Origin of the sequence: Granulicella mallensis (assembly GCF_014203225.1) — a bacterium.
Classification (GTDB): Bacteria; Acidobacteriota; Terriglobia; order Terriglobales; family Acidobacteriaceae; genus Granulicella; species Granulicella mallensis_A.
Genome location: NZ_JACHIO010000012.1, coordinates 93306 through 107477, shown reverse-complemented (window position 1 = coordinate 107477; position 14172 = coordinate 93306). Strand labels below are relative to the sequence as shown.

The window sequence follows — 14172 nt, the reverse complement described above, 5'->3', positions numbered from 1 at the left end:
TGCCTGCGCTCCCATATCGACAAAAATCATCGATGCTGCATTCACGATGTGAAGCAACTAACGAAGGTATAGATTTTGTGCGGCGCATAGTCAAGAAAAAAAGTGATATATCGCAAAGGAATTTTCTCGGCGAGGTCGCGACACGAATCGTCTTTGCAGATTCCTGATGGCCTCACCGGGCTTCATCGCACCTGATGGAGGTGTCGGAGGAAGAGAAAGAGCCCTACCAGGAAGTCTTGTACGCTATGCGCGACGATGACGGCGCGCAGATTGCCGAAGCGCAACGCGAGAGTCGCGAACACCAATCCAAGCAGACCGATGAAGACAGCGCCCCCTATTCCTTCATAGAGGTGAAGGCTCCCGAAGAGGACAGACGTGATTGCGACAGAGAGGATCTCGGAGAATCTCGGCGATGTTCCGGTTCCGCGAAAGAAGGCGATGGAGTGGCGCAGCAGGTATCCGCGAAAGATGTGCTCTTCGCAGAAGCCGGCCGTGAAGCTGACACCCGCCCACAACAAAAGTTCGAAGCCTGTTGTAGGTGCCGTGGCCTCGACGATCTTGTTCTTCAGGTGAAGCCGGGACGCGACCTCCTGATACACGACCGAGGTGTGCGAGGCATGCCGCAAGGCCAGAATGTAGGCGAAGCCCATGACGGCGAGGTAGAACATTGCCGAGCACGCCAGATAGATCGTTATGCCCCGCACGCTCTCAAGGAGCCATGAGCGGCGGTTGTGCAGCAGTGTGTTCCAGAAAAAGAGTCGACGGCGATACAAGCCGGCGACGACGCAACCGAGCAACATCCAGATCATCAGCATCTGTGAGCAGTAACGCACCGGGTGGTCCGTCGTAGTGATCTCGCGATGTCCAAAATGCGACAACAGGGCAAGGCCAGCGAGCAGTGCGACGATGCCGAGCGTATGGAACCAGGGTGCAAGGAGCTGTGGGACGTCCTCTGTCCTCGAGGTTTCCGCGAGGGGAAGCAAAGGATCGGGCAAAGTCTCTGTCATGGGACGTATACTACGGCGTTCGCCGTCTTCTTGCGCGCAAGTGCGGGCTGCTGCGAGCGAGGAGACTGAAGGAGATTCAGAATGCGTAATGTCGTAATCGTAAGTGCGGTGCGGACGCCGGTCGGGAAGTTCCAGGGCGGGCTGTCGGAGATGTCTGCGGTAGAGCTGGGCGCTATCGCCGTGCGAGCGGCCGTGGAACGCGCCGGCATCGCTCCGGACAGCGTGGACGAATGCCTCATGGGCTGTGTGCTGCCTGCAGGGCTCGGGCAGAACCCGGCACGGCAGGCGGCCCTGCGTGGCGGCCTTGCGGACACTGTAAGTGCCCTGACCCTCAACATGGTGTGCGGATCGGGCCTGAAGGCTGTTGCGCTCGCGGCACAGGCCATCGCACAGGGCGACGCGGAGATCGTTGTGGCGGGCGGCATGGAGTCGATGTCGAACGCGCCGTACCTGCTTCCGGGTGCGCGCAAGGGGCTGCGCATGGGAGATGGTGCTGTGGTGGACTCGATGATTCGCGACGGACTGTGGTGCGCGTGTGAGGACTTCCATATGGGCATGACCGGCGAACTCGTCGCAGAGAAGCATTCGATCACGCGCGAGCAGCAGGACGAGTACGCCCTGGCCTCACACCGCAAAGCTGCCGCAGCCTGGCGCGAGGGCCGCTTCGATGCCGAGGTGGTGCCGGTCGAGGTGAAGGGCAGGAAGGGGTCCGTGATGGTAACGCGCGATGAGAGCGTCCGCGAAGACGCCTCCCTGGAGGCGCTCGCAGCCTTGAAGCCGGCCTTCAAGAAGGACGGCACAGTGACGGCGGGGAATGCTCCCGGAGTGAACGACGCAGCAGCGGCGGTAGTAGTGATGTCGGCGGAGAAGGCGCGTGAGCTCGGGCTCAAGCCGATGGCGACCATCCGGGCGCAGGCCACCAGCGGCGTTGCGCCGAAGTGGGTGATGCTGGCTCCGGTGACGGGAATCAAAAAAGTGCTGGAGCGCGCGAAGTGGTCGATGGATCAGGTCGACCTGTTCGAGTTGAACGAGGCCTTCAGTGTGCAGGCGCTCGGCGTGACGAAAGAGTTGGGGCTAGGCCTGGACCGCGTCAATGTAAACGGCGGTGCCGTGGCGATCGGACATCCCATTGGAGCCAGCGGGGCGCGCGTGCTCGTAACGTTGCTGCATGAGATGCAGCGCCGGGACGTGAAGAAGGGTGTAGCGGCGTTGTGTCTGGGGGGAGGGAACTCGGTGGCGTTGGCGGTGGAGCGGTAAGTGGATGTTATGGCCACCGCTGCGAAGCGTGACGGATGCGGATAATGCGAACAGCATCGCTGGTGACTTTATAGACAGCGATGTAAGGCCATGGGTGGAACAGAAGCTCACGGGTTCCCGGTAGTTCGCCTGGCTTGCCGACATTTGGCATGGCGGCAAGCTGCATCACTTCTTTGTAGATTCTGTTGGCTACTCGGATCGCAGCGTCTGGGCTTCCTGCTGCAATGAAGTCGACCACGCCATCGAGATCCGACGCGGCGCGCGGCGTCCAGATAATCTTCATGCAGCTTTTTGGATACGCTTGTGAAGCCGTTCGAAGACCTCTTCGTGCGTGAGCCAGCCGTCTCGCTCGGCGGAAGCTTCACCTTCCTGAACCTCTGCGGCGAGAGTTTCCAGATGATTGAGATAGCTGTCGACAGCTTCCTGCGCCAGTTCATCAGGCGTGCGATGAGAGTCTTCAGCAAGCTGCTGCAATCTCTGCTCTTGCGCGGGAGTGAGGTGGAGTGTCATGAGTTCAGGCTAGAAGAGTACAAAGTGCATGGTCAAGCTCGAAAACAAATTTCCGTCAACACTCAATGATGTTGAGCGCCAGCCCAGCCAGGCTGGTCTCCTTGTAACGCGACTGCATGTCCATGCCCGTGCGGTACATCGTCTCAATCACCTGATCGAGCGAGATCTTGTGGCTTCCCTGATCGTTCATCGCGAGCCGCGAAGCATTGACGGCCTTCACCGCGCCCATGCCATTCCGCTCGATGCACGGAATCTGCACGAGACCCCCGATGGGATCGCAGGTCATGCCGAGGTTGTGTTCCATCGCGATCTCCGCCGCATGTTCGATTGCGCTGTTGTCTCCACCCAGCGCGGCGACGAGACCACCCGCAGCCATGGAGCAGGCCACACCGACCTCTCCCTGGCAGCCGACCTCTGCGCCGGAGATGCTGGCATTCTCCTTGTACAGAATGCCGATGGCGGCGGCGGTGAGGAAGTAACGCAGCAGGCCGGCTTCCTTCTCCGCTTCAGACAATTCATGTGACGCATGGTGCAGGTAGAAGTGCGCGATGGCCGGGATGACTCCCGCAGCGCCGTTGGTCGGTGCTGTGACGACGCGACCGCCAGCGGCGTTCTCTTCGTTCACAGCCATGGCGACGAGTGTGACGGAGTCCATCGGCGCGAGCGGATCGCGCGTGCGGCCCTCTTCGTCGAGTCTCGCCAAACGCCGGGCAAGTCCCGCGGCGCGGCGGCGGACGTTGAGGCCTCCCGGCAGCGTGCCCTCCGTGGCAACGCCACGGTCGATGCAGGAGCGCATCGTCTCCCAGAGCGTAAGGATGGATTGCTTCACCGCGGACTCGCCATCGTGAACCGCGCTGGCATCCCGAGGTTGTGGGCGCACGATCGTCTCCTCGTCGAGAAGCGCGACCTCGTTCGCCAGAACGATCTCGGGGATGGAGAGATGCTGTTCGAGGGCAAGGGCGAGCAACCGCTCAGCACTTGAAAAAGGGTAGGGCACCTCGCGCTTCTTCGCACTGCCGGGATTCGCAAACTCTGCCGCCGAGACGATGAAGCCACCGCCGATGGAGTAATAGACCTCGCTCGTCAGCGTATCTCCGTGGATATCGCGTGCGGTAAAGCGAAGACCATTCGGATGAGTCGGCGTCTCTGGATCGGGATACATCCGGTCGCGATGGAAGAGCAGATGTTCAGCCTCCCGAAAGGCGATCGGATGACGGCCAAGGAGCTGCAACTGCTGTGACGAGCGAACGGCGGCAACCAATGAATCGATCTTCGCGGGATCTATGTTGTCGGGCGCTTCGCCGAGCAGCCCGAGAAGGACAGCGCGATCCGTGCCGTGACCAATCCCGGTGAGCGCGAGCGAGCCATAGAGCTCAACGGTGATCGAAGCTGTCTTCTCGATCAGACCATCGGAGTCGAGCGTGCGAACGAAGCGCAGGGCGGCGCGCATCGGGCCGACGGTGTGAGAGCTTGAAGGGCCGATACCGATTTTGAAGAGCTCAAAGAGACTGGTGTTCATAGACATCCTGCGCCAGTTGGCACGATGCCTATTGTAGGCGGCTCCTGGAAGCCTTGGTTGTGGAGACACGCTTCTTCGCCGTCTGTTTGGAGAGAACATGGTGAAAGGCTGTCGAAAGCGCACCCGCGAGAACGGCCTCAGGTGCATCGAGGCGTACGAGCGTCATGCCCATACGGCCCCACCCACCAGGTGCAGGCGTGAAGAGCTCGGGTGCATCCGCGAGAACGCCTGCCTGTTGTTCCGGTGTGAGCTTCAGTGTGCCAAGGCCTTTTTCGCCATAGGCAAGCGTGGCGAAGATTCGGTCGTGGATGCGGAAGTCCGGAGAGCCCATGTGGGCGCTCTCGACGGCTTCGGGGAGAGCAAGAGCGAGTTTGCGGAACAGGCTGGTGTTGGAGGCCATGGCTGGAACCTCTGGTTGGAGTGAAAAGAGTTTACTTCTTTACCTCTGGTGTTGGGGTGGAAGCCTGGGCCGTTGCTCTGATGCCTGTGCTGCGAAGATACGCTGCCGCGGCGGTCAGGCGCACAGGCGCCTTGGAGTCCTGAAAGACATCGAGCAAGGAGCTGGCGGTAGCCTTGTCGTGATAGTCGCCGAGCGCTTTTGCCGCAGCGGCACGAACGGCGGGGTCCTTGTCGCCGAGGGCTTTCACGAACAGGTCGCGGAGAGATCCTGACCGTGTCTTGGAGAGCTCTGTGATGGCGATGACGTGAGCGGATTCGCCGCCGTTCTTGCGGATATATTCATACGCCGTGATGCCGATGCCGAAGGGGCCAAGCAGCATGGAGGCTCCCTGGAGCGCGCCGATCTTGGCGATGGCGGAAGGATTGTGAAGGTCCTTGCTCATGGTGTGCATGGTGCCGTTGATGAGGCCGGAGTTGGCTTTGCGGTCTCCATCGACGACGTCCATCAGGATGTCCTCTCCAGAGTGGTCGTTGGCCTTGGAGAGCGTAAGAGCGGCGGCGAAGGCGACCTGCGGCTCCTTGTCGTTGAGTTTGTCGCGCAGATTGCTCATCAGGGCGCGATTCTTGGTCTGGCCGGCGGCGAGAACGGCGGCGGTGCGGACGTCGAGATCGGGATCGTTCATGGCGTCGGCGATCAGATGCCCGGCCCGGGCATTTGTGCCCATGGTTCCAAGGGCCGCAAGGGCCTGGGTGCGAAGGTCGGAGTGTTTTTCATCCTTGATGCCATTGAGAGCGGTGTCGAGCATGTTCCAGGCGGTCTCTGTGTTGTTCAGGTGCGGGGCCGTCGCAGCGGGGCTGGCATCTGTGGCGTTGCTGGTGTCGACAGGTTTCGCGGGAGCTTCCTGGGCGTAGACGGACAGCGGAGCGAGTGCAAGCGTGGATAGCCCAAGCATAAGGATGCTGGATCGGAGCGAGGAAAGAAAAGGGTTCATAGTGTTCTCCATAACGTGGGCATGCCATTTGCCTTTCGCGGTAGAGTGTAATGCTACACTTGCGAAAAATTACCGGCGACATCAGGCAGGTTCATGCTCTTCAAAACTCGTAGCGCGGCGGTCTATGGAATCGACGCACACATCATCGATGTCGAGGTCGACTTCTCCGGCGTAAAGCTGGACCAGGAGAACTTCAGTACTGTGGGACTGCCGGACGCCGCTGTGCGAGAGAGCCGCGATCGCGTCCGTTCCGCGATCAAGAACTCCGGCTTCGACCTGCCGCCGACGCGCATCACCATCAATCTCGCGCCCGCCGACCTGAAGAAGGAAGGCTCCGGTTTCGACCTGCCGATTGCCGTCGGTATTCTCGGCGCCTACGGTGGTCTGGCGATCAAAGACGTCAGCGACTTTGTGATGGTCGGCGAACTGGGCCTCGATGGCTCGCTGCGAGCGGTGCAGGGAATGCTGCCGATTGCTGTCGCCGCGCGGGCTGCGGGAATTCGCAACCTGGTGATCCCGGCGGCGAACGCCCGCGAGGCCGCCGTGGTGCAGGGTGTGAACGTCTATCCGGTGAACAGTCTGCTCGAAGTGCGCGAGTTGCTGAACTCCGCCGAGCTGGGTGGCATTACCGCGACCCCGCTGGCCGTCGATACGCAGGCTCTGCTGAGCGATGTGCAGGAGTATCAGGCGGACTTCCGCGATGTGCGCGGACAGCACGTGGCCAAGCGGGCTCTCGAAGTAGCAGCCGCTGGTGGACACAACATCCTGATGATCGGACCGCCGGGCAGCGGAAAGACGATGCTGGCCAAGCGTCTGCCTTCGATTCTTACGCCGCTGCGCTTTGAAGAGGCCTTGGAGACCACCAAGATCCACTCGGTGGCTGGGGTTCTGAACAAGGATGAAGGGCTCGTGACGCACCGGCCATTTCGTTCTCCGCACCATACCATCTCAGATGCAGGATTGATCGGCGGAGGAATGATTCCGCGGCCCGGCGAGGTCTCGTTGGCGCACAACGGCCTGCTGTTTCTGGACGAACTGCCGGAGTTTCCGCGCAATGTGCTGGAGGTGCTGCGGCAGCCGCTCGAGGATGGAACGGTCACCATCTCCAGGGCGGCGATGAGCCTCAGCTTTCCAGCCCGGTTTATGCTCGCTGCTGCGATGAATCCTTGTCCCTGCGGCTATTACAACGATAAGAGCCGCGACTGCATGTGTACGCCGCCGATGATCCAGCGCTACGTCGCGAAGGTGAGCGGGCCGCTGCTGGACCGCATCGATATTCATATCGAGGTTCCGGCGGTGCAGTACAAGGAGCTGCGCAGCGGCACGGCTGCGGAGGGTTCGGCGGAGATTCGCGCACGGGTACTGGCGGCTCGCGAGCGGCAGCATGCGCGGTTCCTGGAGAGCGGTGCGAGGACGAAGGGTTCATCCAAATCAGCCAGCCGGGCCGTGTTCTCCAATGCGCAGATGTCGACCCAGCAGATTCGCGTGCACTGCGAACTGGCAAGTGAGGCCGAGCGGTTGCTGGAGCGCGCGATGCAGCAACAGGGCCTGAGCGCCCGTGCTCATGACCGCATCCTGAAGGTCGCGCGCACGATTGCCGACCTGGACGCGGCGAATGGGATTGAGGTCAGGCACATCGCAGAGGCGATTCAGTATCGGACGCTGGACCGAAGCTACTGGGCCTAGAGCAAATTTCCTGTAGGTGTATAGCGAAACCGCGACATTATGGCCGTTTTCCCAGAAAAACGGTGCTGCACGCCCGCTTCAACTTTCCTGTTACTGGAAAGTTGAAGCGGGCGTGCAGCAGAAAGAGAGCTCGGGCTTTGATGTTACTTGCCGTGGTTTTCCTGGGCGGCTGCGGGAACGCGGGTGCTATGCATGAAGGCGATCTTCCAGGTGCCCGCCTGTTTCTGGAGGAAGGCCGATTCCAGCCAGGTCTGTTTCACTGTGGCGCCGGAGGCATCCGTGATACTTCCTTGATTGACGTAGGCCACCCAGGCAGTCTTGCCGTTGATATGAACGTCAGGGTCGGTCACATTCCATTCGTAGTGTTTGCCTGCGGCATGTTGTGTCTTGATCAAGGCCATGATGGAGTCTCCATTGAACCGGGCACCACCATCGTAGATGTAAAAGCCTGGTGCAATGACCGAGTCAAACTTCTTAATATCGTCCGCTCGCGCTGCAGTAAATATCGTGCTTACTGTATCGATGATCTTGGTCTGGTTGGCAGTGAAGGATTTTTGCTGAGCTCGCGCAGTAAAGAGATTCACGCTGGAAATGAGCGCTAAGATAATGGTGCAAAGGGCGATACGCCGTCGTGATGACATGGAAACAGACTCCTGTTTTGTAGATGATATGCGCAACGTCCCCTCATTCTGCGACGAATGAACGACTTCCTGCGTGAGGGCAGTTGCTAGACGTGGCTATCCTCCCGCACGACAAACCGATCGAAGAGCGTCAACGGAAGAATCTCAAAGCGATCGAGCGCGAGCGTGATGCCCAGTACGGTGTCGACCTTCACGATGGTTCCGTAGAGATCGACCCGGCCGCCACGGCGCAAAGAATGAGTCTCGGGATACCGATCGATATCGATGTACGCGTAGATAGGCTGATCCATACGGGAGAACCGATGCCAACCGCGCTGGTTGAAGGCGAAGTGTTTGAGCGAGCCGCGGTTCATATCCAGGGCGTCGAAGAAACGTGTCTTCCAGTACACGCTCAACCCCAGATACCTGGAGGCGATCACCTCATCGCGCTGGAGCGAAGGAAGGCGCTTAATCGCACGGTGGATCTGGGCCTGGGTGGGAGTCTGCGAGTAGGTCCCGTTCATAGGCCGTAGCATATCAAGGCGAATTCCGGCTCCGGTATCCCTTTTTACGGAAGTGCGGTGACAAGGATTACAAAAAAAAGTATTGACCTCGGGCTTTGCACGCGATAAGGTGCAGAAGTACCGTAGTTTCCGGCCATGAGCTGTATTCCGGAGCGGTCCAACTATCTTGCAGGGCGGTCAGACCGCTATCCACCAGCAAACCAACCTCATGCCGTTCTCGCCGTAGCGAGTGAATCACGCCGTTTTTTTGTGCGGCAACCTCCAATCGAATGCGTTTGCAAACTGTTGGAAGAAAAGCGCTTTAGCGCGATATTTACGTTGTTCGAGGCAAATAGAGATGCGACGCCGGGGCTTCCGGGTGCGTCTAATCCGTAAAGGTCTGCAGGCCACTTTCCCGCCGGCGGATATTCAACACAGGCAGTTCGGCCAGAGCGCATCGCAAGTTTGAAGACGCTCATGCCTCGCAGAACGAAGGAGATAACATTATGCGCTCAGATCTTATTTTTGGAGCACTCACCCACGTCAACAACCGCTACAAGCTGTGCCAGCTGGCTTCCAAGGCTACCCGCAAGCTGCACAAGCCCAACACGCGTTTGCAGGACACAACCAACGAGGTTCTGGACCGCTTCAAGGACACCGTTCCGATGAATGTGGCCGCTGAGGCCGAGCTGGAAAATGCAGTTATGGGTCGCGCAGCTTAAGCTGCGCGACAGTACTTCTTAGTTTTCAACAGACTCTCTGGTAAGCTCTCTTTCAAGACCCCGCAGACTTGAATTTTGCAGTTGTACCCGGTAGGCTGACTCTCAATACCCCCGCATTACCGTTTGACACCTCTCTCGCGGTGCCTGCTTTCGGCGAGTTTTCCTGCAAGCAGGACCTTCAACTTCCCTTCCGCAACACCCCAAATCCCCCAAAATACGATCGAACTTCAGGAATTCATGACTATCTCCGAATTAAAAGAAAAGAGCATTGCAGAACTCGGCAAGCTCGCCCGCGGCCTTGAGATTCCAGGCACCAGCGGTCTGCGCAAGCAGGACCTTATCTTCAAGATTCTTCAGGCTCAGAGCGAAAAAGAAGGCCACATCTTCGCTGAAGGCGTGCTGGAGATCCTGCCCGACGGATACGGCTTCCTCCGCTCGCCCGACTACAACTACCTGCCGGGACCGGATGACATCTACGTTTCTCCGAGCCAGATCCGGAAGTTCGACCTCAAGACCGGCGACACGATCAGCGGCAACGTCCGCAGCCCGCACGAGGGCGAGAAGTACTTCGCGCTGGTCAAGATCGAGGCGATCAACTTCGAGTCGCCCGAAGAGACCCGCAACAAGATTCTGTTCGACAACCTGACGCCGCTCTATCCCGATGAACGCATCAAGATGGAGACCGTGCGCGAGGCCATCTCGGGCCGCGTCATGGATCTGCTTTGCCCCATCGGCAAGGGCCAGCGTGGCCTGATCGTCGCTCCGCCGCGCACCGGTAAGACCGTGCTGATGCAGTCGATCGCGAACTCGATTACGGCCAACCACCCGGAGGTGGTGCTGATCGTTCTGCTGATCGACGAGCGTCCGGAAGAAGTGACCGACATGCAGCGCTCGGTAAAGGGCGAAGTCATCTCGTCGACCTTCGACGAGCCCGCCGCGCGCCACGTACAGGTGGCCGAGATGGTCATCGAGAAGGCCAAGCGCCTCGTCGAGCACAAGCGCGACGTGGTGATCCTGCTGGACTCGATTACGCGTCTGGCGCGTGCCTACAACACGATCGTTCCGCCGAGCGGCAAGGTGCTCTCGGGCGGTGTCGACTCGAACGCGCTGCAACGCCCGAAGCGGTTCTTCGGCGCGGCCCGCAATATCGAAGAGGGCGGCTCGCTGACGATCATCGCCTCGGCCCTGATTGATACCGGCTCGCGCATGGACGAAGTCATCTTCGAAGAGTTCAAGGGCACGGGCAACATGGAAGTGATCCTGGACCGCAAGCTGGTCGACAAGCGTGTCTTCCCGGCCATCGACATCCAGCGCTCGGGCACCCGTAAGGAAGAGCTGCTGATTCCGAAGGACGACCTGCAGCGCACCTGGATTCTGCGCAAGGTTCTCAACCCGCTCTCGCCCGTCGAAGCCATGGAACTGCTCTCCGACAAGCTCGGAAAGACGAGAAACAACCAGGAGTTCCTGCACAACATGAGCTCGCTGTAACGGCGTACTGGTGGCATAAGAAGAGGCGCGGCCTATGGGCCGCGCCTCTTTGTTTTATTGCGCGAAGCGCGTTCTAGTACCCGTTGGCGAGCATATAGTCCACCGTCAGCCAGTCCTTGGCGGCATGTGCGGTCCGCTGTGCGGCGTACTTCGAGAGCACGTCGGTCTCGAGGTTGACCGGCGAGCCTGGAACGAGGCTGTGCAGGTTCGTCGCCTTGTAGGTATGGGGGATGACGGCAATCTCGATGTGCAGCCCCTCGACCTTGGCGACGGTGAGGCTGATGCCGTCGATGGTGATCGATCCCTGCGGAACGATAAAGGTTGCCAGCGTAGAGGGAATCTCGATCGTCATGCGCCAGTCTGAGTGATCCTGGTCGGGGTGCAGCGGAACCAGCGAGATCAGCTTTCCCACACCATCCACATGTCCCTGCACGACGTGGCCGCCCAGGGGCGAACCGGCAGGTGTAGGCAGTTCGAGATTGATCGGTGTCCCGGGCTGCAGGTTCGTAAGCGTGGTGCGGCGAATGGTCTCGTCGGCGAGATCGGCGGCAAAGCGGGTTTCGTCGTCCGCGAGCAAAGCCGTAAGGCAGACGCCGTTGACCGCGATGCTGTCGCCGACCTTCCAGCGGCTTGCAAGCTGCGGTGCAACGAGGGTGATGCGCGTGGCTCCCTCGGTCGGCTGGAGCGAAAGGACTTTGCCTGTGGTTTCAATGAGACCGGTAAACATAGCTCTAAGTTAACAGGAAACAGGGGGCTATGGGCTGAGAGAGGTTCCCGTAGAGGTGTGGAGGGCTCATTTCAAACTCACCACAAAATTGTCATTTCGACCGGAGGCGGCGTACTTTACCGCCGTCCATTCGACTTCGCTCAGGACTGAGAGACCTGCAGGCTTGCCTGTGCGGGTACTATTGCCCGCGCCGACAAGCTGCAGGTCTCTCCATTGCGCATGACATAGAGCCGTAATGCTTCGGTCGAGATGACAAGGTAACGGGTAGGTTTGGAAAGAGCCTTCTATCTCTATGTGGGAATTGCCCTAGATGCCGGCCCATGGATCGTGCAGATACCCGGTGATGCGAACATCCTCAGCTGTCCCGTGGGGGAGGCTGGTACGTTCCATGCGTTGCAGTTGTTCCTGCACGACGTAGGGGGAGGCGATGCCTTCGGCGAAGGGGATGGCGTCGAGGCCCAGTTCACGCTCGGCATAGTAAAGGGTCAGTTTGTCGACCAATCCCACACGCAGCAAGCTGCCATTGAGCGACGAACCGCCTTCAACCAGCACACTGATGATGTTGCGTTGCGCCAGCATGTCCAATGCAGCGCGCAGATTGAGATGCCCCCCGCTGCCCGAAAGACGAAGCACTTCCACACCGCAATTGGAGAGAGCCGCTTCACGATCGGCAGGCGCGGTCATAGAACAGAGCAGAAGCAGATCACTCGACGCAGACCGCACCAGCTGCGAGTCCAGGGGCGTCCGCAGATCGCTGTCGAGTATGACGCGCAGTAGCGAACGCCTCCGGGGAAGGCCGCTACGATCGGTAAGGGAAGGATCGTCGGCGAGCACGGTGCCGATGCCTGTAAGGATGGCGTCAACCTCGTGGCGCAGCCGATGGACGTCCGCGCGTGCCGCTTCACCGGTAAGCCAATGGGGCTGGTTGGCCGTGCGGACAGAGGGCGCAGGCGCGAGCTTGCCGTCGACCGACACGGCGGCCTTCAGCGTGACAAACGGACGGCGATGCTGAATCCAGTGGGCAAAAGCATCGTTGAGGCGTCGTGCCCGTTGCGCCGGTGCGGAGGCCGGATCAGCTACTACAACCTCGATTCCAGCCGTCCGAAGTTTGGCGAGACCTCCACCGCTGACCAGGGGATTCGGATCCACGGTGGCAACTACACAGCGAGCGATATCCGCTGCGATCAGCGCGTCGGCACAGGGGCCGGTGCGGCCCTGGTGCGAGCAGGGTTCAAGGGTGACGTACGCGGTTGCGCTTTGCGGAGTATGTCCCAAGGAGGCGGCCTGCTTCAGAGCGGCGATCTCAGCGTGATCGCGCTCGTCATAGTGGTGCGCACCTTCGCCGAGGACTGCGCTGTCGCGAACCAGCACACAGCCGACCGTCGGATTGGGCGAGGCGAGGCCAACGGCCTCCTGCGCGAGATCCAGGGCGCGTTGCAAGTGACGTTCATCGTGCGGGAGTAGCGACATACAACCTCAATCGAGCAGGGAATCGACGAACGCGGCAGGATCGAAGGGCAGAATATCTTCCATCTTCTCTCCGACGCCGGCGTAGAGCACCGGCAGGCCTAGCTCACGGGCGATAGCGACGACGATGCCGCCCTTGGCCGTGCCGTCGAGCTTGGTGAGCACGATGCCGGTGACGCGCGCGGCCTCGGTGAAGAGCCGGGCCTGCTGCAGCCCATTCTGTCCCGTCGTCGCATCCATCACGAGCAGTGTCTGGTGCGGTGCGCCGGGGATGAGTTTTTCGGCGGTACGGCGCATCTTGTCGAGCTCCTTCATCAGGTCGCTCTTGGTGTGCAGTCTGCCTGCTGTATCGACGATGAGAATCTCCGTCGCACGGGCCTTCGCGGCGGTGCAGGCATCGAAGAGGGCCGCAGACGGGTCGCCGCCCTGGCGCGTCTTGATGAGCTGCACGCCGGAGCGTCCGGCCCAGACCTCGAGCTGCTCGATCGCCGCGGCGCGAAAGGTGTCGGCGGCGCAGAGCAGGACGCTGCGGCCCTGGCTGCGATAGAGTGCCGCCAGCTTGCCGGTGGTGGTCGTCTTGCCCGTGCCGTTGACGCCGACCATCATGATGACCTCAGGCGGCGTAGAGGGATGCGCAATGGGGTGGGCAACGCTGTCGAGGATGCGGCGCAGCTCGGCCTTCAGCAGGGACTTAAGTTCGGCTCCGTCATTGATGCCCTGGCGCAGGGCGCGCTCGCGGAGATGCGTGATGATCTCGCCGGTGGTGACCGAACCGATGTCGGAGGCCAGCAGCACGAGTTCGAGGTCGTCGAGGTTGTTCTCGTCGATCTCGCGAGTGAGCGCGACGACGCTGCCGATGGACTCGCTGAGGGCCTCGCGGGTACGCGAGACCGCCTGCTTCATGCGGTCGAAGAATCCGCGGGGTTTGGACGATTCGGGCTGCGAGGGTTCGGGCGCGGCTGGGTTGGGTTCCGGGGTTTCTTTGTCGCGCTTGCCGAAGAAAGAGAAAGCCATTTCCCTTTAGTTTAGCGGAGGATGCGGTGTAGGCTAAAAGCGACAGGAGGAATCCATGGCGACGGCGACAATCTATCCCGTTTCTAAGGCTGAGAACCACCGTGTTCCGGTCGAAGTCTATCTGACGTCCATGTACGATCCTGACTGCGACTACGTTGACGGCGAACTATTGGAGAGAAACGTGGGCGAGACGCCGCACGCGAGTGCGCAGAAGTTCTTCATTACCTTTTTTGCAGTGCGTGAAAAGGCATAGAATGTACG

At 60.3% G+C, this 14172-nt stretch carries 16 protein-coding genes; 6 read left to right on the top strand and 10 right to left on the bottom strand.

The annotated features are described in order from the left end of the window. Positions 1-182: 182 nt before the first annotated feature. Complete coding sequence (locus HDF15_RS14850; protein ID WP_184256864.1) at positions 183-1007, bottom strand: CPBP family intramembrane glutamic endopeptidase; 825 nt, start codon at positions 1005-1007, stop codon at positions 183-185. A gap of 81 nt (positions 1008-1088) precedes the next feature. On the opposite strand from HDF15_RS14850, the gene HDF15_RS14845 reads away from it, so the two are divergent. Beyond that, a complete protein-coding gene (locus tag HDF15_RS14845) occupies positions 1089-2264 on the top strand; it encodes an acetyl-CoA C-acetyltransferase (RefSeq protein WP_184256862.1) in 1176 nt (391 codons plus the stop codon). Positions 2265-2271: 7 nt separating this feature from the next. On the opposite strand, the gene HDF15_RS14840 is transcribed toward HDF15_RS14845, so the two are convergent. Further along, a complete protein-coding gene (locus HDF15_RS14840) occupies positions 2272-2547 on the bottom strand; it encodes a type II toxin-antitoxin system RelE/ParE family toxin (protein ID WP_184256860.1) in 276 nt (91 codons plus the stop codon). A 20-nt stretch (positions 2548-2567) separates the two neighbouring features. On the opposite strand from HDF15_RS14840, the gene HDF15_RS14835 reads away from it, so the two are divergent. Beyond that, positions 2568-2843: a hypothetical protein gene (locus HDF15_RS14835; RefSeq protein ID WP_184256858.1), complete on the top strand. Its 276-nt coding sequence runs from the start codon at positions 2568-2570 to the stop codon at positions 2841-2843. Here HDF15_RS14835 and HDF15_RS14830 read toward each other — a convergent pair. Genes HDF15_RS14830 through HDF15_RS14820 form a run of 3 tightly spaced genes read right to left on the bottom strand, consistent with a single transcriptional unit; the run spans position 2830 to position 5684 of the window. After that, positions 2830-4293, bottom strand: a complete 1464-nt coding sequence (locus tag HDF15_RS14830; RefSeq protein WP_184256856.1) for an L-serine ammonia-lyase — start codon at positions 4291-4293, stop codon at positions 2830-2832. The two genes, HDF15_RS14835 and HDF15_RS14830, sit on opposite strands and share 14 nt — an antisense overlap. 28 nt (positions 4294-4321) lie before the next feature. Further along, a complete protein-coding gene (locus HDF15_RS14825) occupies positions 4322-4693 on the bottom strand; it encodes an MmcQ/YjbR family DNA-binding protein (protein ID WP_184256854.1) in 372 nt (123 codons plus the stop codon). Between the two features lie 31 nt (positions 4694-4724). Next, on the bottom strand, positions 4725-5684 hold the full coding sequence (locus HDF15_RS14820) for a HEAT repeat domain-containing protein (protein ID WP_184256852.1): 960 nt from the start codon (positions 5682-5684) through the stop codon (positions 4725-4727). A gap of 93 nt (positions 5685-5777) precedes the next feature. Here HDF15_RS14820 and HDF15_RS14815 point away from each other — a divergent pair, with 93 nt between their 5' ends. After that, positions 5778-7370 carry a YifB family Mg chelatase-like AAA ATPase gene (locus tag HDF15_RS14815; RefSeq protein ID WP_184256850.1) on the top strand — a complete coding sequence of 531 codons (1593 nt, stop codon included), beginning with the start codon at positions 5778-5780 and terminating at the stop codon, positions 7368-7370. A 143-nt stretch (positions 7371-7513) separates the two neighbouring features. On the opposite strand, the gene HDF15_RS14810 is transcribed toward HDF15_RS14815, so the two are convergent. Then, positions 7514-8011 (bottom strand): DUF4440 domain-containing protein, encoded by a 498-nt coding sequence (locus HDF15_RS14810; protein WP_184256848.1) that lies wholly within the window; start codon positions 8009-8011, stop codon positions 7514-7516. A gap of 86 nt (positions 8012-8097) precedes the next feature. Continuing rightward, positions 8098-8514 carry a hypothetical protein gene (locus tag HDF15_RS14805; protein WP_260331103.1) on the bottom strand — a complete coding sequence of 139 codons (417 nt, stop codon included), beginning with the start codon at positions 8512-8514 and terminating at the stop codon, positions 8098-8100. A 485-nt stretch (positions 8515-8999) separates the two neighbouring features. Between HDF15_RS14805 and HDF15_RS14800 the strand changes: the two genes are divergently transcribed. Next, positions 9000-9215, top strand: a complete 216-nt coding sequence (locus HDF15_RS14800) for a DNA-directed RNA polymerase subunit omega (RefSeq protein ID WP_014264421.1) — start codon at positions 9000-9002, stop codon at positions 9213-9215. 237 nt (positions 9216-9452) lie between these two features. After that, positions 9453-10703, top strand: coding sequence for a transcription termination factor Rho (rho, locus tag HDF15_RS14795; RefSeq protein ID WP_014264422.1), 1251 nt, complete (start codon positions 9453-9455; stop codon positions 10701-10703). A 73-nt stretch (positions 10704-10776) separates the two neighbouring features. On the opposite strand, the gene HDF15_RS14790 is transcribed toward rho, so the two are convergent. The 3 genes from HDF15_RS14790 to ftsY all read right to left on the bottom strand — a co-directional run bounded on the left by HDF15_RS14790 (position 10777) and on the right by ftsY (position 13911). Further along, positions 10777-11430, bottom strand: coding sequence for a riboflavin synthase (locus HDF15_RS14790; protein WP_184256844.1), 654 nt, complete (start codon positions 11428-11430; stop codon positions 10777-10779). A 306-nt stretch (positions 11431-11736) separates the two neighbouring features. Beyond that, a complete protein-coding gene (gene ribD / locus HDF15_RS14785) occupies positions 11737-12900 on the bottom strand; it encodes a bifunctional diaminohydroxyphosphoribosylaminopyrimidine deaminase/5-amino-6-(5-phosphoribosylamino)uracil reductase RibD (RefSeq protein WP_184256842.1) in 1164 nt (387 codons plus the stop codon). Between the two features lie 6 nt (positions 12901-12906). Next, positions 12907-13911: a signal recognition particle-docking protein FtsY gene (gene ftsY / locus HDF15_RS14780; RefSeq protein WP_014264426.1), complete on the bottom strand. Its 1005-nt coding sequence runs from the start codon at positions 13909-13911 to the stop codon at positions 12907-12909. Positions 13912-13966: 55 nt separating this feature from the next. Here ftsY and HDF15_RS14775 point away from each other — a divergent pair, with 55 nt between their 5' ends. Next, positions 13967-14164 (top strand): hypothetical protein, encoded by a 198-nt coding sequence (locus tag HDF15_RS14775; protein ID WP_184256840.1) that lies wholly within the window; start codon positions 13967-13969, stop codon positions 14162-14164. Positions 14165-14172 lie beyond the last annotated feature (8 nt).